This is a genomic window from Bifidobacterium kimbladii, from assembly GCF_032193675.1.
GTDB lineage: Bacteria > Actinomycetota > Actinomycetes > Actinomycetales > Bifidobacteriaceae > Bombiscardovia > Bombiscardovia kimbladii.
Map to the genome: position 1 here is coordinate 592,960 of NZ_JASTZZ010000001.1, position 25,967 is coordinate 618,926.

The 25,967-nt window shown below is 59.6% G+C and carries 19 protein-coding genes, 1 tRNA gene, 1 other RNA gene and 2 pseudogenes; 3 read left to right on the forward strand and 20 right to left on the reverse strand.

The genetic code is table 11. From position 1 onward, the window contains the following. Nucleotides 1–178: 178 nt before the first annotated feature. From QRX41_RS02510 to ptsP, 12 genes are all read right to left on the reverse strand, one after another. The gene (locus QRX41_RS02510) at nt 179–1,585 is read right to left on the reverse strand and encodes a PTS ascorbate transporter subunit IIC (protein ID WP_313838482.1); all 1,407 of its coding nucleotides are present in this window, start codon (nt 1,583–1,585) and stop codon (nt 179–181) included. Beyond that, a complete protein-coding gene (locus QRX41_RS02515; protein WP_198199565.1) occupies nt 1,582–1,887 on the reverse strand; it encodes a PTS sugar transporter subunit IIB in 306 nt (101 codons plus the stop codon). Before QRX41_RS02515 ends, QRX41_RS02510 begins: the two co-directional genes overlap by 4 nt. 5 nt (nt 1,888–1,892) lie before the next feature. Beyond that, complete coding sequence (locus QRX41_RS02520; protein WP_313838484.1) at nt 1,893–2,342, reverse strand: PTS sugar transporter subunit IIA; 450 nt, start codon at nt 2,340–2,342, stop codon at nt 1,893–1,895. A gap of 198 nt (nt 2,343–2,540) precedes the next feature. After that, nucleotides 2,541–3,275 carry an MIP/aquaporin family protein gene (locus QRX41_RS02525; protein WP_313838486.1) on the reverse strand — a complete coding sequence of 245 codons (735 nt, stop codon included), beginning with the start codon at nt 3,273–3,275 and terminating at the stop codon, nt 2,541–2,543. 565 nt (nt 3,276–3,840) lie between these two features. Then, nucleotides 3,841–3,914: transfer RNA gene (locus tag QRX41_RS02530), tRNA-Lys, on the reverse strand. Between the two features lie 95 nt (nt 3,915–4,009). Continuing rightward, entirely contained in the window at nt 4,010–5,530 is a 1,521-nt protein-coding gene (locus QRX41_RS02535; RefSeq protein WP_313838487.1) for a formate--tetrahydrofolate ligase, read from the reverse strand. 39 nt (nt 5,531–5,569) lie between these two features. Beyond that, complete coding sequence (locus tag QRX41_RS02540) at nt 5,570–7,096, reverse strand: C69 family dipeptidase (protein WP_313838488.1); 1,527 nt, start codon at nt 7,094–7,096, stop codon at nt 5,570–5,572. A gap of 180 nt (nt 7,097–7,276) precedes the next feature. Next, entirely contained in the window at nt 7,277–7,849 is a 573-nt protein-coding gene (locus QRX41_RS02545) for a YbhB/YbcL family Raf kinase inhibitor-like protein (RefSeq protein WP_313838489.1), read from the reverse strand. A gap of 205 nt (nt 7,850–8,054) precedes the next feature. After that, the gene (locus QRX41_RS02550; protein ID WP_144084940.1) at nt 8,055–9,602 is read right to left on the reverse strand and encodes a PTS ascorbate transporter subunit IIC; all 1,548 of its coding nucleotides are present in this window, start codon (nt 9,600–9,602) and stop codon (nt 8,055–8,057) included. Nucleotides 9,603–9,690: 88 nt separating this feature from the next. After that, nucleotides 9,691–9,963, reverse strand: coding sequence for a PTS sugar transporter subunit IIB (locus tag QRX41_RS02555; protein ID WP_024626949.1), 273 nt, complete (start codon nt 9,961–9,963; stop codon nt 9,691–9,693). A 42-nt stretch (nt 9,964–10,005) separates the two neighbouring features. Then, complete coding sequence (locus QRX41_RS02560) at nt 10,006–10,452, reverse strand: PTS sugar transporter subunit IIA (protein WP_313838491.1); 447 nt, start codon at nt 10,450–10,452, stop codon at nt 10,006–10,008. 77 nt (nt 10,453–10,529) lie between these two features. Beyond that, nucleotides 10,530–12,179, reverse strand: a complete 1,650-nt coding sequence (ptsP, locus tag QRX41_RS02565) for a phosphoenolpyruvate--protein phosphotransferase (RefSeq protein WP_313838492.1) — start codon at nt 12,177–12,179, stop codon at nt 10,530–10,532. 233 nt (nt 12,180–12,412) lie between these two features. On the opposite strand from ptsP, the gene QRX41_RS02570 reads away from it, so the two are divergent. Together QRX41_RS02570 and QRX41_RS02575 are read left to right on the forward strand one after the other, a co-directional pair. Next, entirely contained in the window at nt 12,413–12,679 is a 267-nt protein-coding gene (locus tag QRX41_RS02570) for an HPr family phosphocarrier protein (RefSeq protein ID WP_313838494.1), read from the forward strand. Nucleotides 12,680–12,730: 51 nt separating this feature from the next. After that, nucleotides 12,731–13,789 carry a LacI family DNA-binding transcriptional regulator gene (locus tag QRX41_RS02575; protein ID WP_313838496.1) on the forward strand — a complete coding sequence of 353 codons (1,059 nt, stop codon included), beginning with the start codon at nt 12,731–12,733 and terminating at the stop codon, nt 13,787–13,789. 19 nt (nt 13,790–13,808) lie between these two features. Here QRX41_RS02575 and QRX41_RS02580 read toward each other — a convergent pair whose 3' ends face one another. From QRX41_RS02580 to QRX41_RS02595, 4 genes and pseudogenes are all read right to left on the reverse strand, one after another. Then, nucleotides 13,809–14,969: a DNA polymerase III subunit delta' gene (locus tag QRX41_RS02580; RefSeq protein WP_313838497.1), complete on the reverse strand. Its 1,161-nt coding sequence runs from the start codon at nt 14,967–14,969 to the stop codon at nt 13,809–13,811. A 326-nt stretch (nt 14,970–15,295) separates the two neighbouring features. Next, a pseudogene (tmk, locus tag QRX41_RS02585) lies at nt 15,296–15,949 on the reverse strand (dTMP kinase); the annotation flags it as partial. Further along, on the reverse strand, nt 15,946–18,792 hold the full coding sequence (gene topA / locus QRX41_RS02590; RefSeq protein ID WP_313838498.1) for a type I DNA topoisomerase: 2,847 nt from the start codon (nt 18,790–18,792) through the stop codon (nt 15,946–15,948). The gene topA and the pseudogene tmk, both read right to left, overlap by 4 nt. A 147-nt stretch (nt 18,793–18,939) precedes the next feature. Continuing rightward, a complete protein-coding gene (locus QRX41_RS02595; protein WP_313838499.1) occupies nt 18,940–19,959 on the reverse strand; it encodes a phosphatase PAP2 family protein in 1,020 nt (339 codons plus the stop codon). 407 nt (nt 19,960–20,366) lie between these two features. Here QRX41_RS02595 and QRX41_RS02600 point away from each other — a divergent pair, with 407 nt between their 5' ends. After that, nucleotides 20,367–22,649, forward strand: a complete 2,283-nt coding sequence (locus QRX41_RS02600) for a zinc-ribbon domain-containing protein (protein ID WP_313838501.1) — start codon at nt 20,367–20,369, stop codon at nt 22,647–22,649. 90 nt (nt 22,650–22,739) lie between these two features. Here the strand turns inward: QRX41_RS02600 and QRX41_RS02605 are convergent, their stop codons facing one another. The 4 genes and pseudogenes from QRX41_RS02605 to ffs all read right to left on the reverse strand — a co-directional run bounded on the left by QRX41_RS02605 (nt 22,740) and on the right by ffs (nt 25,837). After that, on the reverse strand, nt 22,740–24,212 hold the full coding sequence (locus QRX41_RS02605) for a zinc ribbon domain-containing protein (protein WP_313838502.1): 1,473 nt from the start codon (nt 24,210–24,212) through the stop codon (nt 22,740–22,742). Nucleotides 24,213–24,218: 6 nt separating this feature from the next. Next, nucleotides 24,219–24,281, reverse strand: a pseudogene (locus tag QRX41_RS08470) (zinc-ribbon domain-containing protein); the annotation flags it as partial. Nucleotides 24,282–24,329: 48 nt separating this feature from the next. Then, nucleotides 24,330–25,520: a DUF6574 domain-containing protein gene (locus QRX41_RS02610; RefSeq protein WP_313838504.1), complete on the reverse strand. Its 1,191-nt coding sequence runs from the start codon at nt 25,518–25,520 to the stop codon at nt 24,330–24,332. A 226-nt stretch (nt 25,521–25,746) separates the two neighbouring features. After that, nucleotides 25,747–25,837: signal recognition particle sRNA small type (gene ffs, locus QRX41_RS02615), an RNA gene on the reverse strand. Between the last annotated feature and the right edge of the window lie 130 nt (nt 25,838–25,967).

The window sequence follows — 25,967 nt, forward strand, 5'->3', positions numbered from 1 at the left end:
CCGGGGATTGTCATCCTCAACAATATCGTACAAGCTCCGTGTTTTCGCGCTACAGCAAACTGCAATAGAACATCCAGCTACTGCGGAGGGGCCATGGTATCGATTCCGTAAAGCTCGTCGAATACCATGGCCCTTCATCGCCCTCGCTGCCGACTTCAGGCAGGATCAGGTTTCAGACTCAGGCAGTGGCCTTGGCCTTGTCAGCCACATCAGCCGCGGCCGCAATGGCCTTCTTGCGCTTGTTCATGAAGTAGGAAACCACATAGACCAGGACCAGCACGACAATGATTCCCACAATCATGGCAATCTGCCCGCCTGCCTTATCGAGATACCCCAGGAAAAGACCGGCAACGCCGAAATCAGGACCGGAATACGTGGCGGCTCCCTTGCCCAAGGAGCCCAGCACCGGCAAGAGCAGGTAGGGCAAGAAGGTGATGGCCAGTCCGTTGACGAAGGAACCGAGAACGGCTCCACGTCGCCCGCCCGCGCCGTTACCGATCACGCCTGTGGCGCCGCCGGTCATGAAGTGGGACACGACGCCGGGGATGATGACGGTCGTACCGGCCAAAGCCAAGATGGCCATGCCTACGATGCCGCCGACGAAGCTGGACAGGAACCCAATCAGAACGGCGTTGGGAGCAAAGGTGAAGGTGACGGGAACGTCCAGGGCAGGCTTGGCGTTCTTGACCAGGTGCTCGCTGATGCCCTTGAAGGCAGGAACGATCTCACCCAAGACCACACGAACACCCGCCAGGATGATATAGACGCCGGCTGAGAAAGTGGCTGCCTGAATGATCACATAGACGATGAAGTTCTGTCCGCCGCTGAGCTTGCTCTCAATATAAGCAGAACCTGCGAAGAGCGCCACAACAACATAGATCACGGCCATAGACAGGGCTACGATGACCGTGGTATCGCGCAGGAAGCCCAGATTCTTGGGGAAATTGATCTCCTCAGTCGATTTGGAGGGATGCTTCTTGCTGCGGGTGAGCGTGGCCACCAGACCGCCCAGAGCGATGCCCGAGCCGCCGGTGTGTCCCAGGGCCACATCATCGGTGCCAGTGACTTTTTTCATGAAGGGCTGCACAATTGCAGGGGAAAGAGTCACGACCAGCCCTTGGGCGATGGATCCCCAAAGCAGGGTCTGCCAGGTGGGGAATCCAGCTGTGACGAAAATGACGGTTATCATCGTGGCCATATAGAAGGCTACGTGGCCCGACAAATACACATATTTGAAATATGAAGTAGCTGAAAGAAGGATGTTGACAATCATCCCGAAGAAGAAGATCAGAGCAGCGATAGAGCCGTATTTGACCAGGACCGTGCCGACGATGGCCTCGTTGTTAGGGACGACGCCCTGAACATGGAAGGCATGCTGGAACATATCCCCAAAGGGGGTCAGTGCGTTGGTTACCACGCCTGCGCCTGCGGTCAGAACCAGAAAGCCTACGAATGTCCTGACAGTCCCCTTCATGACGTCCGTGGCAGACTTGCGCTGCAAAGCCAGACCGATCAGGGAGATCAGCGCGACAATAACGGCAGGCTGTCGGAAAATGTCCAAAAGGACCTTTAATGCACCGTTCATGCCGTCTGCCCTCCTTGAGGAACATCCATGCCATGGCGCTTCAGGGCCTCGGCCAGCTTTTCTTTGATCTCATTCATATCGATCAGGCTGTTCAGGACAACCACGTCTCCCAGATCCTTGGCAGCATCAGCGATATCACGCCCGACAAAAATAAGATCGGCATCGCCCTTGTTGACCGAGCCCAAATCGCTATGGTCGGTCTCGACACCGGTCACACCAAGCTCTTTCAAGGCCTTGTCAATGTTGAGCTGGGTGATGAAGCTCGACCCCAGTCCAGTGCTGCAAACCGTCAGAATCTTCATATTGATTACCTTTCTTCCTTGAGGATCGTCCTCAATTCCTCAACGTTCGCGGCCTTGCCCAGCCGTTCCTGATTGGTGCCGTCACTCAGGAAGGTCGCCAACGATTGCATCAGGCTCAAATGGCTGTTCGAGTCCTGCGCGGCCAGGCAGAAGAACGTGCTGATCGGGTGATCCTGTGAATTGGCCAGCAAAAAGGGCCTGCCGACCTTCAGCACCGACAGGGAAGTGGTCACAACGCCTGCCTCCGGCCTGGCGTGGGCCATGGCGATGCCTTGACCCAGATCAATGTAGGTGCCGCCTGGTTTGCGTATGGAAGCCTTGATGGCCTCGACATAAGAAGGCTTGATCCTTCCCAAGTCAACCAGCGGAGCGGTGACCGCATCCACTGCTTCCTCCCAACCGGCCACGCCGTCCCTGTACATGACGGTGCCTTCCGGGAAATACTCGTCCAGCAATTTGCCTCCTCGCATACAATGAAGTCCATCCGCTTCGTAGCGAACGTTCGCGGGAGGGTGGATGCCTCCCCACGGAATCTTCAACCTCGAATTCCGCAAACATTATAACAACATGACAATATGATGTATATGCTTGCGTGTTCAGACGCCGGTTCCCGGGCCTCCGAGAAGGAGCCCGGGACCTTGGCTTCCTGTTGATCAGGCGGCGAAGAGGACCTTGAAAATCACGGCTCCGACGATGGCACCGATGATGGGCGCCACCACTGGGATCCAAGCCTCCCTCCAGCGCGAATCTCCCTTGTTGGGCACGGGCAGAATCCAATGAAGGAAGCGCGGCACCAGATCACGTGCGGGGTTCAAACCGGGGCCGGTTGGACCGCCCAGAGAGGTGACCAGCCCCAAGACGATCAAGCCGACAACGATGGAGGCGGCAGCCAACCCCCTAGACCCCCATGGGCCTTGCAGACAGCAGAGGGCTCCCAGAACCAACACCAGCGTGCCAAAAAACTCATTGATGAAGTAGTTGACCAACGAGCCCGAGGCGTCAGTGGTGCAGAAGGTGCCCAAGATCGGCGAAGGGTCTTTGGTCATGCGGTAGTGCGGGAAGTAGCAGGCATAGACCACCAGCTGACCCAAGGCCGCCCCGACCAGCTGCGCCAGAATATATGGCAGAACCTGGCTCCAGGGAAAGATGCCGATGACGGCTTGTCCCAGAGTCATGGCCGGGTTGATGTGGGCTCCGGATACCCCGCCAAACATGAGCACGGGAAACATGACTCCGAAGCCATACCCCATGGCAATAGTGAGCCAGCCGGAATGGCGGCCCTTGGTGCCCTCCAGATCCACGTCGGCGACCGCGCCGTTCCCGAAGATCATCAATATGGCGGTACCGACACATTCAGCGGCCAACTTGGTCATGAGCGAATATTCCATTCAATCCTTCACCCCTCTCTCGATGCCGCCGTGGCGCCACTTTCCCCAACCGGTCATATAAGGGCCAAGGCATGAGCATCATTCAATAAAAACAGGTGATGGCACTAGGCCGAGAAGCGCTTATGATCTCCGTTGATTCAAGTGATTCATTGAAATCCGATAGAGCGCCAGCCCCAACCGCGTGTCACCATCAACACGACTGCACTTAAACCGGCATGCATATTCTATTCCAGCCAGTGCTGATCATGGCGCATTGAGAACCACACACGGTTATCCATGTCCCAGACGGATTTCGCACTCTCGGCAGTTTTTGAAGCAGCTCCCGCCCGCTCATACATCTGTCCGCTTGATTCGTAAGCACAAGATTCACATGCTTTTCTGCCGGTCAGGAATGCACAAACGCTGTTCTTGCAGGCTTCCATGCCAAGCAGGCACGGAATGTTGCGCCAGAGCTTTCTTTGACGAGGACTTTTGTCACACAAATATCCACCAATTCGACTCTCGCACGGATCCATCGAACATTAAAAAGCCCCGCAGCCTTTGCGGCTGTAGGGCTTTGACTCTGTGCCCCCACGGGGGCTCGAACCCCGGACACGCTGATTAAGAGTCAGCTGCTCTAGCCAACTGAGCTATAGGGGCAGGGCACTTTCAAGAGCCAAGTAGATACTATACACGGTTTCGGCAGACCCGCAACACGGCGCGTCACGGGTCTGCCGAATCCATGCATGGCCTGCTTAGACGATCTTGGGCATGGGCGTGGTCAAGGAAGTGGTCAGGTTCACCTGCAGGAGACCGGCCCCTGTATGGGCCTCGACCTTCTTCAGGGTGACTGTGCGCTTGTCCTGGTCGGCCCGGTCGTCGTCGGTCATGGTAGCCGGCGATTTAACCGCCACCACCACCAGATCCTCGAGGGAGATGCCTGCCTTGTTGCAAAGGTCGGAGGCCGCCTGAAGGCTGTCCTGGAAGCCCTCACGCTCAATGACCCGATCAGCCGGCACGCCGTAGGCGCTCTGGGCGATCCAGCGAATCCGATCCGGCACGGACATATCATGCAGGCTGGCTGTATCCGCCTGGGCCTTCGCAGGCTCCCGCAGGGCCTTGACCAGATCATCCAGCTGAGGCTCAAGGGCCTTGCCCCCGTCACGGAAGAGGTTGCCCGCGATGGGCCTGCGGAAGCCCAGACCGTCGGCCGTCTCCCGCAAGGAATCCACCTGATCGTCCTCGCCCTCCCAGAGGTTGATCAGCGGGAAGGTGGGGATGCCCAATCCCTCCAGACGATGCACATGGAAGGGGTAGCGCCAGCGCAGCTTGGGATCGTCCCGCCAGGTGGTGGCACGGGTGACGACCACTGCGGCGGCAGGCCACTGGGCCCCACATTCGCGGGCGGCGATGTCCAGCCACTTCTGGGCGCCGGCATCGGCTCCATAGCCGGCCTCGACGACGACCAGATCATGTCTGGCGCAGGCCATCTCCACGGACACCAGGCTGGGGATGCCGATGGAGACGTTGGCGAAAGGCCCGCCATGCACATAGACCGGTGAACCCTCCAGGGTCTGAGTGAAGGCAGGCTTGACCGCATCGGTCAGAATGCCGGTGATCCGCCACAGGTCCACAAACTCACCAAAGGTGACCGGGCGACCGTCCAGGGTCCCCGCGACCATGGCTGCCACACGCCGCTCGATCTCCTCCATGCTCCGGGAAAGCACGACGATCTGCATGAGCTCGCAGGTTGGCGTCAGCACGGTCCGCTCGGGCAGATCGCCCTTGCCTCGGTCCACGGTGATCTGCCGCAAGGACCGCGAAGGCACCTCGCTGACACGGGGCACCAGGATGGTGTCCAGCCGGCCCTCGTCCACAGCCTTCTCCGCGAAGGAGACCAAGAGGTTCTGTGCGGATTCGATAGCCGCCATCTCCCCGCACAGACCCCAGTCCACCAGCTCAGGATGCGTCAGGGAGGACTTGCCGCCACCGGAGGCGCCACCCTTGGACCCGGCTGCGGTGATGCCCATGCTGGGCTGACGCAGGACGGCCGCAGCATCCACCCCTCGGGCGCGCAGAGCGTCGATCAGGGCGATGGTGGTTGTGGTCTTGCCCTCTCCTCGCGAGGCCTTGAGCGGGGTGTCGGCGGTCACCAACAGCACCCGGCCCTGCTTGCGCGGCATATCCGGATGCTCCCGCAAATCCTTCAAGTAGCCGAAGGCATCGATCTTGTCAAACAAGCCGTATGGCCTGACATAATCGTCGAAACCCCTCATGAGGCTCTCCTCCTTAATGGTTTTTGCAAATCGGATGGCTCAGTTGTCGGACAGGTGGTAGCCGTTGCGCATGCCCATGCTGACCGTGTAGAGCACCTGGCCAAGCAGGTCATCGGTCTGTTTGCGCAGACGGTCAGCCATGTCCTGGTTGGCGGCCTCCAACACCTGGCGCACCTCGGCGTTGTCGGTGCCCTGGTCGGCGCCTTCCAGCCGTGCCACCTGCTCGTCAGCGGCGGCGATCAGCCGGTGGCCCTCGCCTCCCATGCTCTGCTGGTAACGCTCGACAGCCGCCGAGGTGCCGGCGAATTCGGAATCGCACAGGGCGGCGATCAGCCGGTCGGACCAGTAGAGGCTGTCAGTGGAGACCCGGTCAGTGGCGTTGGCCAGATAGTCGGGCGTCCGATCCACATTGGCGTAGAAGGGAACCAGGGCATTGAAGGCGTTGGACCCATAGGACATCCACTGGATGGCCCGGCAGGATTCAGGCCGGTAGGGGCGCAGCTGGATCAGGGCCAGCTGGTCGTTGCGGTTGATGCCGATGGGCCGGTAGAGCCCCTTGGTGTGCTCGTCGCCGGTCCGCCCATAGGGATCGTAGGGCGTGCCCTGGTAGTGGGAACTGAGCAGATACTTGACATCCTCCACGGTAATCAGACGCTCGGGCTGGCGGCACCAAGGGATGTTGTCGCTGGTGGGGGCATGATCGGCATCCGGTCCGTCCCAGATCTCGTCATAGGGGTTGAGGAAGCGCTGCATATACCAGGCCCGGGGCGTGTTGTAGACATGATCCGAATCGCTATGGGATCCGAAGGCATCACGCGGATTGAAGGGCGAGGCCGACTCCACGGCAAGGTTCAGATGGTTGTCGGCGATGAACTCCCGCAGGTCGGCCGAGCAAAGGTGATCGGTCTTCTCCCCGAAGGCGTCGTCCATATCGAACTCGTCAATGCCCAGCTGGTTGGGCATGGTCACATAAGAGTCATCGGGCACCCGCTTGGCGATCCAGTGATGGCCGCCTATGGTCTCCATCCACCAGATCTCGTCCACGTCGCTGAAGGCAATGCCATTCATCTCATAGGTGCCGTAGCGCTCAAGAAGGGAACCCAGCCGCAGGACACCCTCCCGGGCCGAGCGGATATAGGGCAGGACGATGGTGACCAGGTCCTCCTCGCCGATGCCCCCGGGCACCTCGGCCAGGTAGCCCTCCTCCCCCGGACGGCCCTGGGCGGGGGTGAGCTCCACCAGCGGATCGGCGCCCAGAACACGCTCATTGGTGGTGATGGTCTCAGTGGCTGACATGGCCACGTTGGCGCTGTTGACGCCTGCTTCGGCCCATAGCCCTTGATCGAGCACGGCATTGGGCACCGAGGTGTAGCGCATGGGGTCCTCGGGCAGATCCATCTCCAAGTGGCTGATCACGCTGCGGTAGTGCCGTGGCTGCTGGTCGGGAGCGACCAGGACGAAGCGCTTGGGACGGAACTCCCCGTTGGCTGAATCCTCATTTCGGGCGATGATGGTGGATCCATCATAACTGGCGTGCTTGCCTATCAGAAGCGTGGTGCAGGGCATATAAGCGTCTTCCTTTGTCTGATTGCGGTCAACTGTCATCACCAGTCCGGATGCCGGGGAATGCCGTTCCAACCGACTGCGTGGGCAGGCAGGGATGACGGCCGTCTGCGCACTTGGGGCATGGCCTCACTCTAGTGCCAGACCGCCCCAATATCAGAGGATGTGTGCTCAATCAAATTCTCATGCATCGGCTGGCAGCCAAACCCGAGCTGCAGCGGCTACAGGCTGAGCGGAATGAATGGCATGGACCAGGGCGTTCAGCCAGAATCCCTCTTCCAGACCAGGAAGAGCATCCCGCGTGGCCCAGACCGAGAGTACATAGTCATGGACCTGGTCTGGTGGGGTGGGGCCGTTGTAGCGCATGAGCACGGCAGGATCGTGGGCGATCTCCTCCTCCATGACCAAGGGCGAGGCGGCCGAGGTCCGGCCCTGAGGCACGCCGGGAATCAGATTGGGCAGGTTTCTGGAGAAGTCCTCGGGAATGGCCAGCACAGAGCTGTCAGCCTCATCAGACTGCAGGGCAGCCAGAGCGTCAACAGGCAGATTGGCCAAGGACCAGTGGATCCATGGGAAGCCGCAGACCGGCACGGAATCAGGATCCACCAGCATCCAATGCAGGTAACGAGCCTCCTGGGGTACATCCTCAAGCCGGAAGGGGAAGGAGACTACAGGACGTCCCTTGCGCGTAAGGGACTGCGGGGCACGCTTGGCGTACCGATCGGGAATGGTGCCGAAATCTGTGATAATCCTCATGGTTCGATTCTCGCCCGCTCCAGTGACGGGGTCAAGTTCATCCGTTAAAGACGCTTGGAGCAATAAAGCCCATCGCGCTGGGTCAAAATGCAAGAGTCGCCCGTTTCCCTCCACGTAGAAAGGAAACGGGCGACTCTGAGTTGGGGCGGAGAAAGGAATCAGCAGGACCTTTCTCCTGGCGCCTACAGGGCGCGCTTGCACATGCCTATTCGGCTTTTGCTGCCTTGGCGGCCTTGGCCTCGGCGCGGGCGGCCTTGGCGGCTGCACGAGCCTGAGCCTTGGCCTCCTTCTCTTTAGCCTCGACATCAGCGATGAACTCAGCATGCTTGGCGGCAGGCATCCATCCGGTGTTGACCACCTTGACCTGCCAGATCCAGGCCAGGGCGAAGATCACCACAGCCAGGACCACCAGGACCACGGCCCCGGCAGGGATACCCAGCTGGGCCAGCTTGCCGACCACGGTGCCGTACCAGGCGAAGTCGGCATCGCCGAAGGTGGCGTTGGACAGGCCGAAGCTGCCCAGAACCGTCATCAGGATGGCCGGCAGGAAGGTGATCAGCAGACCATTGATGAAGCCGCCGACCACGGCTCCGATGCGGCCGCCGGTCGCATTGCCGAAGACACCGGCACCGCCGCCATCGAAGAAGTGGGGCACCATGCCCGGCAGGATCAGGGCCAGACCCCAGACAGGCCCGAGCCAGACGGCGATGATGACCAGAGCCACCAGACCACCGGCGAAGGAGGCCAGGAAGCCGATCAGGGATGCGTTGGCACCGTAGGGGAAGACAATGGGGATGTCCAGTGCAGGACGGGCGCCGGGGACCACCTTGTTGGCGATGCCCTGGAAGGCGGGCACCAGCTCGCCCAGGATGATGCGGACGCCGTAGAGGATGATGCTCACGCCGATGCCGAACTGCAAGGCCTGGGCGAAGGCGGCCATGAAGAAGGCTCCCCAGTTGGCCGGGTGCGATGGGAAGACGGCGAAAGCGGCCTTGGCCGGCACCACAAAGGCGGTCCAGACAGCGAAGACCAGGTAGAGGACGACCATGAGCAGGGTGGTGGAGACCATGGAGTCACGCAGGAAGCTCAGCCCCTTGGGGAAGTCGATGTCCTCGGTGGAACGCGACTTCTTGCCCACAGCGCTGCCGACCGCGCCCGAGACCACGTAGCCCAAGGTGTTGAAGTGGCCGATGGACAGCTTGTCGCTGCCGGTCACCCGGTTCATGTATGGCTGGGCGAAGGCGGGCATGGCCACCATGATCACGCCCATGAGCAGGGAGCCGATCAGCACGATGAGCAGGTTGTTGCCCTTGCCGAACCCGATCGAAAGAACCAGGGCCAGCAGGGTGGACATGAAGACCATATGGTGGCCGGTCAGGAAGACGTACTTGAGCGGGGTGAACCGTGCCAACAGGATCATGACGATGAAGCTGAGCACGATGATGTAGGCGGAGGCTGCGCCGAACTGGCTGGAGGCCTGGGCCACGATCACCTCGTTGGTGGGGACGACCCCGTGGGCGCCAGTGGCCTTGAAGACCAGCTTGCCGAAGGGATCCAGGGCGTTGGTCACCACGGTGGCGCCGGCGCCCAGGATCAGATAGCCCATGGCCGCCTTGAGGGCACCCGAGATGACCTGGCCCGCGCTCCGTTTCAGGGCGATCAGGCCGATGGCCGCCACGATGCCAATCAGATAGGCGGGCACATTCAGAATCTCCTGGCTGATGAAGTTCAGCACCGCAAGGAAGACATTCATTGTTTGTCCTTACTATTTCTCTCTTGTTCTTACTGCGAAAGAGCGGGCGTCCCATCGGCCTGGCGATGACGAATGCCCGCCGGACGCATCAGTCGGCGTACTGCTCCAGGATGCCCTTGATCTCGTCCTTGTCCATGAAGTTCTGGACGGTCTCGACCGGGGTGGTGGTCCCCTCCAGCTCGGGCGCCAGCTGGGGCGAGGTCAGCACCAGGTCGTTCATGTTGGCCGTGCCCTTGGCGCTGCCCGCGTCGGAGGTGGTCACGGTCACGTCCATGCCCAGCTCCGATGCCACCTGCTCGACGTTGACCTTGAGCAGGACCGAGGTGCCGATGCCGTTGCCGCATACGCAGAGAATATCCATGAGTTGCTCCTTTGTTCCTTGTTTGCTTTTACTGCTTCTTGTTCACGATTCGAGAATGGCGCGGACCTCGCCGGGGGTGCCGGCCTTGGCCAGCTGCTCGGTCTTCTTCGCGTCGGTCAGCGCACCGGCGATGGCGGACATCACCTGCAGGTGCTCCTGCTCATCCCGTCCGGCCAGACCGATCACCAAAGAGACCGGATCGTTGGCCTTGTTGCCGAACTCGACAGGCGTGGATAGCCTTACCCAGCTCAGGCCGGTTCCCAGGACCGCCTCGCTGGGCCGGGAATGGGCCAGAGCCAGACCGGGGGCGATGACGATGTAGGGTCCCATCTTCTCGACAGTCTCGATCATCTGGTCCGTGTAGGCATCGGTGGTGAACCTGGAGGCCACCAGCCTGTCGCCCGCCTTGCGGATGGCATCCCGCCAGTCAGTCGCCGGTACATCCAGGGCGAAGGATGTGTCGGGAAGGAAGGCTTGGAAATCCGTCATGTCTGCTCCTTGCTCGTGCTGTTTGACTTGCTCGATTGCACTAGATCCGGTGGATTTGTGTGAATCCGGCCGACTGCTCACCACCCTTGGGGATGATAGAACTCCCCGTCCAGAGCCTTGGCGGCCAGCGCCTTGGCCTCGTCCATGGTGTGCTTTGCCAGTTCGGCGCGGACATCATCCAGAGCGACCGGCGTCATGGACAGGCTGGTCACACCGATGCCGGCCAGGACCACGGCCAGATCCGGATCGGCAGCAGCCTCGCCGCAGACTCCGACAGGCATGTTATTGGCCTGACCGGCATCAGCGATGAGCTTGATGGCCCTGAGGACGGCAGGATGCCAGGCGGTCTGATAGGAGGCGACCGAGCCCAATGTGCGGTCGGCGGCCAACGTGTACTGGGTCAGGTCGTTGGTGCCGATGCTGACGAAATCGGCCACCTTGGCCACCTTGTCGGCCATCAGTGCAATCGAAGGAACTTCGGCCATGACGCCCACGCGCTTGAGCCCCTTGCTCTTGCCCAGACGGACGAAGTAGTCAGCCTCGTGCTCGTCAGCGACCATGGGCGCCATGACCCACAGGTCAGCATCGGTCTCGGCATCGGCCCGGGCCAAGGCCTCCAGCTGATCCTCCAGGACCTGGCTGTGGACCTTCAGCGTGCGCAGACCACGCAGCCCCAGGGCAGGATTGGGCTCGTCGGCCTGGGTCAGGAAAGGCAGAGGCTTGTCGGCGCCGGCATCCAGCAGGCGGATGACCACCTTGCGGCCAGGGAAGCGTTCAAGAAGAGCACGGTAGGCCTTGGCCTGCTCCTCGACGCCGGGAGCCTGCTCGTTGCCCAGGAAGAGGAACTCCGAGCGGAAGAGTCCAACCCCTTCGGCGCCATACTCCAAGGCCGGATCAGCATCCGCGGGCTTGCCGACATTGGCCAGGAGGGGAATCCTGGTTCCGTCCTTGAGCAGGCCAGGGCGGCCTCGCAAAGCCTTGGCCTGATCCGCTTCACGTCGGGCCTGCTCAGCCTTCTCGATCTGCTCCTGGTTGGGATCGGCAGTCACCTTGCCGGCAGCTGCATCGACGATGACCGTCTGTCCGTCGGACAGCCCGGCTGCGTCCTGAGCGCCCACGACGGCGACGATCCCCCTGGACCGGGCCAGGATGGCGGTATGACTGGTCGGACCGCCCTCAATGGTGACAATGGCCAGCACCTTGGTCATGTCCAAGCTGGAGGTGTCGGCCGGAGACAGGTCAGGGGCGACCAGGACGAATGGCTTGTCGCTTTCCGGCACGCCCGGGGCCGGGACACCGAGCAGATGGGCGATGACACGCTGGCCTACATCATGCAGATCGTTGGCACGCTCCCCCATGTAGCCGCCGATGGCCTGGAGCTTTCCCTCGAAGTCGGCAAAAGCCTCATAGACGGATCGCTCGGCGGTCTTGCCACCATCCAGCAGGGATCGGATCGAAGTCTTCAGGGCCGGGTCCTGGGCCATCTGGGCCAAGGCGGTCAGAATCGGAGCAGCATCCTTGGCCCCCTGCCCATCCTGGGCGGCCTTGGCGCGCGCAAGCAGATCCCTGTTGACCGATGCCAGGGCGGATTCGACCCTGCTGAATTCAGCATCCGCCGTCAGATTCTCAGGCCTCGCCTCATCGCCGGGCACATCCAGTCCGGCCGCCATATGGATAACCGGGCCAACGGCAACGCCGCGGCCAATGCCCACGCCTTGGATCTCCATGTCGCACTCCTTAGTGCCTGGCCACTGCGTGCAGGCCGCCCTTGAGGCAAGCTCCACAACGGCGGTGGAAACGTTCTTTAAGCAACGATGTTCAGTATACACAAATCCATTTGTTTTTCAACGGTAATCGTTTTCTGTAATTCCTTGTTGACGGTGGTAAGATAACCAGCGTATTCATCACTCGACATGCCGGTTCGACAGAACCGGCCATATCTTCAGGAGAGCTGGTCATCATGGCAACAGCACAACGTTCCACCGTCATCACCGACCCGGTCGGCATTCACGCCAGGCCCGCTTCGGAGTTCTCACAGGCCGCCGCATCCAGCGGATGCAAGGTCACCATAGCCAAGGGCGAGTGCGATCCCGTGGACGCCGGCAGCATTCTGATGGTCATGAGCCTGGGCATCGCCAAGGGCGACAAGGTCACCGTGACCGTCGACGGCGATGATGCCGAGTCCGTGGCCGATTCCTTGGTCACCAAGCTGACCCAGGCCGAGTAGCCCCGCCGCCAGCTGCAACCGACATCCGCGGAGAGATCTTCGAGGGAACCAATGGGACACACGGCGGACAATAAGCCTTCCATTGCCAACGTCGCAGCTCTGGCCGGAGTTTCCACGGCGACTGTGTCCCGCGTCCTTTCCGGCCATAGAAGCAAGAATGACGACATCAGCCGCAGGGTTAGAACCGCGGCCGAGAAGCTCAACTATTCGGCCAACTTTGCTGCCAGCGCACTCCGCTCGGACCGCAGCAGAACCGTAGGGCTGGTTCTGTGCGGCACCTCCACGGGGCTAGACGGATCCATTCTGGATCTGCTCAGCAGAAGGCTGACCGAACAGGGTCGCTACCTGCTGGTCATATCCGTCAGGGGCGACCAGGAGCGCGAGGCGGCCATCAGATCAATGGCGGCCCGACAGGTCGAAGGAATCATCGTCGTTCCTTCGCCGGACGACGATCCGGTCGGCATGCCGGCTGACCTGCCATCCGAGCTGCCCATCGTCCAGGTCGGCGGCAGACCGGTCTCCTACCACACCAGCTGGGTCGGCATGGACCAGGCCGCCTCCATGCGGCTGATCATTGCCCACCTGGCCGAACAGAACGCGCATGCCGTGGCCTATCTGAGCCGTGAACTGAGCACCAGCGCTGCCTCCGAGCTCTTCACGACCTTCTCCACCCTGACCAACACCTTGGGGATGACTCCTCAGCCGGATTGGGTCCAGTTCGGCCCATGCAGCATGCAACGCGGCCACGATGCCGTCGCAACCATGCTCAGCGCGGGAAACGACCATCCCGATGCCATTATCTGCGGGGACGACTCGCTGGCTCTGGGCGCTCTGATGGCCTGCAACCAACTGGGCTTCCAGGTCCCCGACCAAATCAAGGTGGCCGCCTTCGTGGACAGCCCTGCCTGCCTGGTCAGCAGTCCGACCTTGACCGCAGTCAAGACTCCCCTGGAGGGCATCGTCCAGGAGGCCCTGCGGTTGGTCGATGCCAAGGGACAGTCCATTCTGCCATCCCATGTGGCTCTGCCGCCGGCACTGGAGTGCAGGGAATCGACCTGGTCGCCAAGGATCGGCAGCAGCAACATGACCTCGCCAGGCACTTTCGCCTGACGAACCCTTGGGTTTGCGCTCAGACCAGCAGGGTACAGAAAAGAGCCTCGAAGTCCAAGAGCGGCGAACCATTGGCAGCCAGTCTCCTGCGAGCCCGGGCGATCAGCTGAATGCGATCGATAGCCCCCTGCCTGGAAAGTCTGACGGACAGATCGGCAATTGCCGCCCGATTCTCCAGATTGACCAAGCCGGCCTTCTCCTCGGCGCCGTTCTGCAAGACGCCCACATCCCGGTAGACGCTGGCCAGGGTACTCAGGTTGCGGTCCAGCACATCCCGGGTCAGCCTGGTGACCCGCCGACGAACCTGATCCTTGCCCCCCAAGGCATGGTAGGCCCCGCGCAGCTGCCGGGGAATACGCTCCTTGTCCCTGAGTCCGTTGATCTGCCGGAACTCCCGCTCGTCCCTGGCCACCTCGTCGTCTACGGTGGCGGTGGCCTGATCGCGGGCCGCATCGACCACCCGACCAGCCAGGACCACGGCATCCGAGGCGCGCCGCAGACCCAGCAGGCCTACCACCAGCTCATCACGGTCGGCCAGAACCTGATCCTTGGTGGCATAGAGACGAGCGATGCCGATATGCCCCTGAGCCAAACGGGCGGCCTTGGCTGCCAGAGGCCGGTCCACGCCCAACTGATCGATCAGGAAATCGGCCACAGCGGTGTTGGACGGCACCGCCAGGTTGAGCACCCTGGTCCGTGAGCGAATGGTGGGCAGCACATCCTGGGCGCTGGGTGCACATAGGAGCCAGATGGTGTGCTCAGCCGGCTCCTCGATCTCCTTGAGCAGCACATTGGTGGTCCGCTCCAGCATCCGGTCCACGTCTTCAATGATGATGACCCGCCAGCGCGAGGTTGAAGGCATCTGCTCCGAGGTCATGATCAGCTCCCTGACCTCGTTGATGCCGATAGTGACCTTGTTGGTGGACAGTATGGTCACATCCGGATGGGTTCCTGCCAGGACCTGCTGAGTGACGCGGGTGGGTTGGTCGCTCAGGCCCTGATCCGGACTGATCAGGGCCGCCGCGAAAGCCCGGGCCAGATTGGAGCGTCCTGATCCAGGAGGGCCGCAGATCAGCCAGGACTGCGCCACCTCGTCATGACCCTGCGCCTGAGCGGCCACCGTCCGCTTGAGCAGATCGACCGTGGGCTGCTGGCCCACAATGGCATCCCAGACGCTCATCGGGTCTTCCGCAGGAGGCGGGACCGGAGCAGCCAGCGAGCCGGGGAATCCACAGGAATCGAATCGTCGTCAGCATCACCGCCGACTGTTTCCGCATCCATGGACTGATCGTCCTGCTCATCATCAAGTTGACCCTGCAGGTCGTCATCAGCCTCCGATGCCTGATCGGACCTATCCGCAGCCTCAGTCCAGTCCGACTCGGCATCCTGCCCGTCGTCCTCATATTCTGCAGTCGATTCGTCATCGTCGGCATCGTCCTGAGCGTCAGCGTCATCATTCTCATCATCGACCTGTGGCAGATCAGGCTCGCGGCCCTCAATCAGCTTGTCCAAATCATCTTGGATGACCTGCCAGACCTGGTCGATGGACTGGGTGGCGTCGATAACCAGGAACCGGTCAGGCTCCCTCTGAGCCAGTTGCAGGAATGCCTGACGCACATGCTGCTGGAAGTCGTCGCCAGCCGACTCCAGCCGATCGGGTTCATGATCCAGACGCGACTTGGACTGAGACGGATCCGCATCCAGCAGGTAGGTGCGCTTGGGCAACAAACCCTGACTGGCCCACAGGCTCAGCCGACGAATCACGTCCGCCGATAGATCACGGCCTCCGGCCTGATAGGCCACTGAGGAATCCAGGTAGCGGTCGCAGAGCACAATGTCTCCGCGATCCAGAGCCGGACGCACCACCTGGGCCACATGCTCGGCCCGATCCGCTGCATAGAGCAGGGCCTCGGTCCTGGGGGCCAGATCGTCGGAGGCATCAACCACATCAGTGCCACCGGTCACGGCAACCGAGGGGAAAGCAGCCAAGCCATGCAGAACGAGTTCCCGAATGGTCAATCCGACAGGGGTGCCGCCTGGTTCGCGGGTGACTTGGGATCGCAGTCCGCACTCCTGCAGATAGTCGTGTGCTCGTTGAACCTGGGTGGTTTTGCCTGCCCCATCCACACCTTCGAAGGAAATGAACAAACCATCACTCATGCCTGATGCTCCGTACTCTTGGATGTCTTGGCGGCCGCGGCCTTCTTTGTGGTTTTGCGGGCGCGAGTAGCCGACTTGCGGGCAGTCGACTTTCGTGCGGTCGACTTGCGAGTGGTTCTGCCACGCCGCTTGGCGGGTCCGGCCGCGCGCTTCTCTGCCAGCAGGCGGAAGGCCACCTCCGGTTCGATGGACTGGGCCGTGTACTGCTTGGGCAGGGTCCTGTTGGTCTGCCCGTCGGTGATGTAGACACCGTAGAATCCGTCCTTGATGGTGACGGGTTTGCCGCTGTCAGGGTCCGTACCCAACTCACGAAGAGGAGGCTTGGCCGCGCTCCGGGAACGCCGTCCGTACTTGGGCTGGTCGAAGAGGGCCTTGGCCCCGGACTGGTCAATGGTGAAAATCTGCCCCTCGTCGGTCAGCGAACGCGTCTCGGTGCCGCCGTCGGCTTTGGTGGCCGTCAGGTAGGGGCCATAGCGGCCATTGCTGGCAGTGACGGTGGCCTGGCTGGTTGCTCCCGTCTTGGCATCGGTCAGCTCGATGCTGCCCACTGTCCTGGGCAGGCTGAGCAGCTTCAGGGCATCCTCCAGGGTGACCGTGTCTGGATCCATGGTTTTGAAGAGCGAAGCCATCTTGGGCTTAGGACCTGTTCGCTTGGCCGTCCTTGCATTCTTAGCGGCAGGCTTCTTCTGTTCGGCCGCTTCCTCTTCTGGGCTGATCAGGGCCACATAGGGCCCGAATCGACCCTTGCGCACCTCAACCCGACCGCCAGTCTCCGGATCCTTGCCAAGCTGACGGGGACCGCCAGCATTGGCTGCGATCAGCTCATGGCCCGCTGCCACCGTCAGCTCGTCCGGAGCCATCGTCGGTGGCAACGAGGCGCGCTTGGGATTGCCATCGGCATCCAGGTCAGCCGTATCCTCAAGATAGGGGCCGTAGCGGCCGACCCTCACATGCAGGCCATCGCCTATCTCGATGGTGTTGATCTTGCGAGCGTCGATGTCTCCCAACTGGGCCACCTGCTCCTGCAAGCCCTGATGAGCCTGGTCAGCGTTCTGAGCGGCGCCCGGGCCAGAGCCGAAGTAGAACCGGGTCAGCCAGTCCTTGCCCCGCTCCTTGCCGTGGGCGATCATGTCCAGGCCGTTCTCCATCTGCGCTGTGAACTGGTAGTCCACATACTTGGGGAAATTGGTCTCCAACAACCTGACCACTGAAAAGGCCAGCCAGGAGGGGATCAGGGCACGACCGCGCTCGTAGACGTATCCGCGATCGATGATGGTCGAGATGATGCTGGCATAGGTGGAAGGCCTGCCGATCTCCTTGGCCTCCAGGGTCTTGACCAGGGAGGCCTCGGTGTAGCGGGCCGGCGGCTGTGTCTCATGGCCCTCAGGCTCAAGGGCAGCAGCACGAAGCACGTCGCCCTTCTGGACCGGAGGCAGGGATGAATCCTCATCGGTTTGTTCAGAGCCTGAACCCATGGCCTTGAGGAAGCCAGGGAACTTGATGACGGTACCTGAAGCCTGGAAGAGGGCTGTGCCCTCCTTGCCCGTCGAAGCCGACAGGCGGATGGTGGCGGTGGACCCGGTGGCGTCGGCCATCTGCGAGGCCAGGGTGCGACGCCAGATCAGGGTGTAGAGCTTGAGCTGGTCAGGGGCCAGACGGTCGGCCAGCTCCTGGGGCCTATGGAAGGTGGAACCGGCGGGCCGGATGCATTCGTGGGCCTCTTGGGCGCCGGCGGTCTTGGTCACATACTGCTTGGACTCGGCCGACAGGTACTCGGCCCCGTACTCACGTTCGACCCCCTTGCGAGCAGCGGCAATGGCCTCCTGGGAGAGGGTGACCGAATCGGTACGCATATAGGTGATGAACCCGTTCTCATAGAGCCCCTGGGCAGCGCGCATGGTGGCCCGGGAACTCATGCCCAGCCGATTGCCTGCCGTCTGCTGCAGGGTCGACGTGGTGAAAGGAGGCTGGGGACGCCGCCGGTAGGGTTTGGTCTCCATACCCGTCACCGTGAAATCCTGATTTTTCAGCGTCTCAGCCAGGCTTCGGGCATGCTGCTCATCCAGCTGCAGGACCTGCTCCCTGGCTGCAGCTTCGGTCAGCTGACCCTTGGAGGTGAAGTCCTTGGAGACCGCCAGCCGCTGCTCTCCCAGGCTGATCATATGCGCCTGAAAACCGCCTGACGATGCCGATCCCCCAGCATCCTCCTGCACCAGACGCGCCAGCAGGTCCCAGTAGGAGGCCTTGACAAAGGCCATGCGCTCACGCTCACGCTCCACAATCAGCCGAGTCGCCACAGACTGGACACGCCCGGCGCTCAGCCCCGGACCCACCTTGCGCCAGAGCACCGGTGAAAGTTCATAGCCATAGAGCCGATCCAGAACCCTGCGGGTCTCCTGGGCATCAACCATGTGGGCATCCACGTCCCTGGTGTGCTTGAGCGAATTCCTGATGGCCTCTGGGGTGATCTCATGAAAAACCATGCGCTTGACCGGAACCTTGGGTTTGAGGGTCTGGACCAGGTGCCAAGCAATGGCCTCCCCCTCCCGATCCTCATCAGTGGCCAGGTAGAGCTCGTCGGCGCTCTTCAGCGCTTTCTTGAGCTCGGATACCGTGTGCTTCTTCTTGTCGTCCACGATGTAGTAGGGCTTGAAGCCATCGTTCACGTCTACGCCGAACTTGCCGTAGGCCTTCTTCTGGGAGGCCGGGACCTGCGATGGCTGGGCCAGGTCGCGGATATGGCCCACCGAGGCCATGACCGTGTAGCCCTTGCCCAGGTACCCGCCGATCTTCTTTGCCTTGGTTGGCGACTCAACAATGACGAGCTTATTGCCGGATGCCATGGCCTCTCCTTATATTGTGGTCTTTCGCACGCCATCTTACTCACGAGGTTCCGTCACCATGCAAATCAAGGGGTCATGTGCACGGGTGTGGATCCCCAGGCCGGTGGTGGATGAATCAAAGACGTTCAGTACGCTCAGAGACCGGCTTCAGTCATTTTGGGGAGGAGCCGGGGGCCGACCGACAAGGCCCATTCTGGTCAGTGGCGAGGCCGTAATCTGCCTCAGCGCCAAAACCAGCCCCAAGGTCAGCGACAGAAGGGAGGCCATCATTATGACGGCCGAGCAATGAACCCCGTAGGCCGTCCACCGGGCGCCGATCTCCAGACCAGGGCTGACCTGCCAAATGACATAGCAGGCATAGAGCATCCCCAGGAACCCTGCCACCAGCATCAAGGTGGCGACAATCTGGATCGAAGCCGAGGACATCCTGGTTCCAGGAACGTCCATCCCGGTGCCACGAGTGACGGCCAGAGCAATAAGACAGAGACCGACCGGAATAAGCACGCCCATGACCACATCTGATGGGCGGTGCCAGCCTCCCTGCACCAGCGAGCAGCCCACAGACAAGTCAAAGGCGAACCCCACCAAGGCGACCGGAGCCCTCCAAACACGCGGCACCACACAGAGCAGGGCCAGAACCACCGCCAGAGCCAGGATGGTGTGTCCTGAGGGGGCTGAATTGGCTGTGGAAGCCTGAGCATGGATCAGCACTGGGCGAGGCAGGAAGCGCTTGAGCATACGCGCCGCCCCGTAGACCACCAGAGCATACACGGCAACCTGGCCGAGCAGCCACCACCGGCGCCTGACCAGAACAACCGCCAGGGCTGCAAGGCCCAGCACCACGCAGATCGCCACAGTCACGTAAGGCATGGCGAACAGTCCCAGATAAGCCTCGACAAGGGGAGCCTGATCAAGAAAACCGCGGAAGTTGGTCAGGGCCATGTCGTCATAGGTCTGCCCGGGAACAGTCCACACAGCTGCCCACCAGACCAGAGCCGCCAGACCCAGGCAGGCCAGGCCGGCGACCAGGCACAGAACCAAGGCTGAAATCCGGGGGCGAGACGTCAAGGGATCCCGGTCAACATGGCTGCCGTCCGCTTCGGTTTGCTCATTCGGATCCCGGTACCAGGCTTCCTGCGCTTCGCCCTGCTTGTGCTTGTTGGTCATACCTCAAGACTCTAACCAACCCCTGGGTCGACAGCCGACACCCCGTCCGACGGACGCGTTCCCTTCACGACTTCAGCCAGCCCAGGCAGGACAGATATGGAAAACTCCCACGCACCCGCCAGAGGCCACTTACCCTTGCTGCATTACGCCACGTGGAAGTGAAACACTGCGATACGCAGGACGACTCAGTCTGCCATTGAAAACACAGAATCCTCAATAATTATCAATATAGACACCTGCAACACCTTCGACCTGGGCCATCCGCTAGCATAAAGGCAGAAGGGTTACCGCGAACTTACGGCTAATCACCAACCAGGTCGGACGCGAGACGTAAACGGTTCCAGCATCATCTTTGAAAGAGATGAATAACTGAACTGCTGCGGAAGCGGGGAGAAGGGAAGAAGAGGATGAAATACTGTACCCAATGCGGGGCGGCCAACGAGGACGACGATCAGTTTTGTAACCAATGTGGACAACCGCTTGATGCAGCTGTAAAAACTGATGACCAATCCCCCGACCAAATCAAGGACGCCGAACAGACCGATAGACGCCAGCCCAGCGAAGATGAATTAGATCAATCAGCGAGCGACACCGGTGCCTCCGACACAGCCGAAGCCTCTGCCGTTAATACTGAGTCTAGAGACTCAAACCAGGCGACCGATGCAATTGAGGTCAACAAAACCGGTACAAAACCAGGCGATACGGAAGCCGTCCCCCTATCCGTCCTCCCTGGACAAGGCTCAGCATCAGGCTCAGCTCCTGCCAGCGTAGTTGCCTCCCGTAAGCGACTTTACATCCTGATAGCAGCTTTTGTAGCGCTGGTTCTAGTAATTACTTGCGGTTTTGTTGCTTACCGGCAGCTGTCACCCAAAGCCATGCCCCATGTGCAGGCCAAAACCGCCGCAGAAGCTGTCGAACAGCTCAAGAAGGCCGGCATTCCCGCCAAGACCCAACTCCAATTCAGCCCCAAACGCAAGGGCTCCTTCATCCGCCTGTCTGGCGCTGACAAGTCCGGCCACCTGCCCAAGAATGCTCACGTCACCGTCACTGAGTCCGCTGGTCCAGGCGTACCCAAAGGCACCATCGGACAAAGCAAGGCCAAGGCTGTGCAAACACTCAAAACCATGGAGGTGCCTCTCACGGTAGCTGACGTAGTCTCATCCAAGACCGATGTCGGTCAGGTCGCAGCATCCTCCCCGTCCGACGGACAGCCCGTGCTCGACTCCAAAGACGGCATCCATGTGGGCATTGCCACTGACAAGGCAGGCATCCCCATCGAGATCGCCGGCATGGACAAGGACCAGGCTCAAAGCCAGCTGGAAGCCAAAGGCTATAGCATCACCATGCAGCCCCGCTTCTCCAGTCAGAAGAACCTAGGCAAGATCGTCGGCGCCAACCCTTCCATCGGCCAACCCACCGACACCAAAACCGCCACGCTCTACTACGGCGTAGATGCCAGCAAAAAACTCGATGTGCTCGCCACCAAAGAAGACAGTTTCCCCCAGTCTGTCTATATTCTGAACAAAGAGGCGAACTTGGCCGGACAATACTGCACTGAAGACGGCGACTGTCTGAACTTGGACGCAGTCAGCAAAGATGAGGCCGGTAGTCAATTCGGCTTTTCATCGCAGTATTTAAAAGTGCGCGGCGAAACTATCCCAGACGGAAATTGGCGTGATTACTTGAGCCTGTGCACCTTCTCTCAAGACCCATCCGGCTGCATTCCCTCCAATACCGACCTGTACGAAGGGGCAGGATACATGAAGAACCACCTGATCTCCGGACAGAGCGGAGCCTTCGAACTCTACGCAGGCGCCGGCTTGCCCAACTGCGGTACCATGCCTGTTGACGCTGCCTTTTGCGACAACGGCACTCCCAAATTTGTGCCCTTGGGCGAAGACCCGGGATTCAAAAACTCCGGTTTGAAGTGGAAGGCCAAGGACTTTTTTGTCTATATGCCGGTAGGCGCTAAGCTCGACAAACTGGAATCGGACGAATACTTCGCGGGCAGGTCCAATTTCAAGCCGGATGCCGACCGCCCCTACCTGATCAAGCGCGACAACAGCAAGTATCCAGACCGCTCAGCCGATGGCAACAGGAACAAGAACCCCTATGCGCCCACCCAGTACGGCAAAGCCGAGCCATTCCAAGAAGCTCCGAACAAGAGGAACGTCTACTACCTAGTGGAAAATCCAATCAATTGGAAAGCCATAGGTGGCAACACCGTAACCCAAGGCGTGGCATCGAATTCCGGCAACAAGGCCAGCCAAGACTTTCATGCCTTGGCAGGCAAGTGGCTTTGGGCTGAATCCGGCGATGGTTCTCTGATCAGTAGAATGACCATCCAGTCAGATGGCAGTTTTACTGGCATGACTTTTGAGCGTACCGACCGGCCCAAATTCATGGATGGCAACACCGATAACTACAGCGGCCGTTTCTCCAAAATTACCAATAATTCGGATGGCACCAAGACTTTGACTCTGGACCCCAAGTCGATCAAGGGTGTTTCGGATTCCTTGCGCGAATGGTCAGGCCTGACGAAGACGACCTATACTTTCGTGCCCGCTGGGCAGGCAATACCGAACATGGATGAAAAAATGCAGGCTGCTGTGGCGAATTGTTGCGGGGCCCAACCCCCTGATGGCGCAATCATAGCAAAGGGCATCATCTTCGTGAAAGATAACAACTGAGCCCCTTGGCTGACAGGCCATGGAAATAGAAGGAGTTCCCATCTTCGTCAATGCAACGATGACGGGAACTCCTTTCAGTTTATCGGCTAATCAGTAGTAGTTTTTGCCAGAATCGTCAATCTTGACGGCCAGTTCACCATCTTTGATCACGAACGTGCCGGTCAGGTAATCTGATGCAGAAGATTTGCTATCCTCCCAGTCGGAGTCTGAATCAAAACGATATTGGTAAGTGATATTGGTCTGAATCAAGCTGGTTTTAAACTCGCCATTGCTCAAATCCAACTCACTCAAAGAAGGCTGGCTACTGACAGTCCGTTTGATATTGGTATAACTTAGACTGCCATAATCCTCAAAAGTACCGTTGGAGAAGGAACAGCCAGTCTTACTCGTTTCTGTGGAGGCCGTGCAGTCATTGATACGTTGCTGGACCTTGTCCATGATCCCTTTTTCTAATGCGTCAGTGGCCTGAGGAGCGATGTAAGCGACCTTACTGGGATTATCGAGCTTAACCGGCTGAGCTTGGATGTACTTGGAACTAGGCAGCCCCACCTTGGCCACACCTGGATAGGCCGGCAAGGTGTATTGATCCATCGAACTGTATTGCATTTCATCGCTGCTGTCAGATGATGAAGAGTCAGAGGGAGGAGTGACGACCTCTTTGTTCATACCAGCTTCTGCCAGCTTGACATTGATGCCGTTAACTACGAGACTGTCCACTGTCTTTGGCGCAGCCACCTTGATGGTGGTGGTCAAGGGTGTCGCAATCTTCCAGGAGTCGAAAATCAAAAATTGCTTGCCAGAGGCCTGTATATCTAGCACCTTATTCTGCTTGACACCATTGACTGTGTAGGAAATTTGCACCTGATAGCCAGAGCCTCGTGGATTTCGGACCAGAGGACCAACCTCGACGTTCTTGATGCGCGAATCTGCATCCTTGGCATAGTCGTTTGTCAGCAGGATGCGTGAGTCGTTGGCCACGCCAGGATCAACCAATTTATTGGCACGCTTGTAATTGCCACTGGATACGGCGGAGACGTACGTGTTGATCTGCTCTGAAGGCGTGAAGACCATATTCTTGAGTATAAAATATGCGCCGATCAGAATGACCGCCACACTAATGAGGATGCCCCAGATGATGAGAGTCTTTCGCTGCACCTTACGTGTGACCGGAACGGCGATCGGTTGCTCCACTGATGCCGTGACATTTGGTAGGGCCTGCGTTTGAAACTGGGAATCAACCACAGTTGAGGGTCCAGAATCGGCGGCCATATACTGCTCGTTCTGCGAAAGAGTTGCAGTAGGCTGCTCCTTGTCCGCCATATCATCAGTATCTGCTGTGCCTGAGGATACGGGCTGAGACTGAGCATCATTTTCGTCGGAAGACTCCGAATCCTCAGAAGCAGGCTTCGCCTCCTTGTAAGAATCGTCTGCATCGGTATCAGCATCTGCCTTAGAAGCCTCTTCACTGGCGGGATCAAGAGTAGATGTTGAGACGCTTCCCTTACCGTTCGCTTTTTCACCATCAGAATCCAGAGTCGTAACTTGATCGTCTGCCGACGTCATCAGGTGTCCACACGACGTGCAGAACTGGGCGTCAGGCTCATTCTTAGCGCCGCAATTTATGCAAAACATAATCGCCCTAGCCTTTCTGCGTTGTTCTTCTGCTTGTCACGACTGTTGTCAGGACAAGGAGAAGATGGCGCTCATGAAGGCCTCGCCAGCAATGCTTATGAAGATAATCATCACCAGCAAGAAGATGAGGAAGGCGACAACCATGAAAATGAGCCAAAGCCAGAAGGAATCCAGTTTGTGAGTATTCCTGGATGTAGCAATCAGATAGGAGGGAACCGCGGACATGAAGCCGACGCTGAATAGGAAAATGACACCTGCCACGACCGAAGCACCTACCAGAGAAAGCAGAACCAAGACCAGGTGGAGGATCGCGAAAGGAATAATAATCTGTGCAAACGCGTCATGTGCCTGTCGAAAACCGTCAGGGTCACCATATATTTTCTTGCCTATAAATATAGACAGGGTCATGACGTAGAGCACAAAAGCCACAGCAATGAAGCCTCGGAAGAAGAACCCAAAGTTACCCGAAGAACCAGATGAAGCTGACGAGGACGAATAGCCAAATATCGATGTCACAGGGCTAAATGCATGCGATACAGCAGAGACCGTCCGCGATTCCCAAATCGTAACCAACAGAGAAATGATCATAGCTTCTACAAATATGGGTATGCATGCGTACCAGGCTGGCTTGATCATACGTAAGCTGGGCTTCTTCAAGGCAGCAAGCAGCCAGTTGAAGAAGAGTCTGGACTGTGTAGGTACAGTCTGCTGAACCGGGGCCATGCCAGGAGCTGCGCCAGGCATAGGCTGTTGGAGAGGCGGCTGGTTAGGCTGGGTGGCCTGAGCTTGTTGGAACTGCTGGGTCGGTTGGGTTGGCTGCGCCTGCGGGAACGGCTGTGTCGACTGCCCAGCAGAATAGCGGGCATCTGGAGAAGGTTGTCCCAGTGGCGATTGCGATTGTACATTGATGTTCTGTGGTGGCTGAGCGCCCGGTACTGGCGTCGGATGGACACCAGAGGTAGGACCAGGCTGACCTGATTGCTCAGACGGGTTAGAGGCCGGCTGGGGAAGACCAGAAGAAGGATTATTTGGCACGCCAGCATCAGTGGTCAGTCCCTCCTTGGGCTGAGTCTCCGTCTGCTCGCCAGGCTTTTGCTGAGCCTCCGATTGCTCAGTCGAATCAGTAGTAGCACCCGGGGCAGGTGCATCCTGCTCCTGCTTCGCAAAGGGCTTGCCGCACTTTCTGCAGAATTTTGCGCTATCCGGATTTTCGGCCTGGCATGAAGTACATTTCTTCATGATTCGTCACTCTCCTCTGATTTCCCCTCCCCAGGCTGCTAATCAGCCTAGAGCAAACTCTTCATTATTCAATCACAGGATGTAAACATCAAACAAGAAAAGCTCAACTACCGAGCGTGGGATGAGAGCTGGGAATAGGACTCAATCGGTAGCATCGCTCGTGCACACACACGCACGAATTCCCGGTGCGACACCTAGATAATTACCCCATCCGGCGAACAGCTATGAAAAACTCCCACGCACCCGCCAGAGGCCACTTACCCTTGCTGCATTCCTGCCCTGGGGGGATTGGGTGACATAACGCCACGTGAGAGCAAGTCACCATGATAGCAGACAGATTCCACTTGTCCACTAAAAGGCACCGAACCCTCCGTGCCAGGTGCACATTCAGTTGACATCACCGCCCGCCGTTTCCCCAACCAGGCCCGTCCGCTAGCATGTAAACAA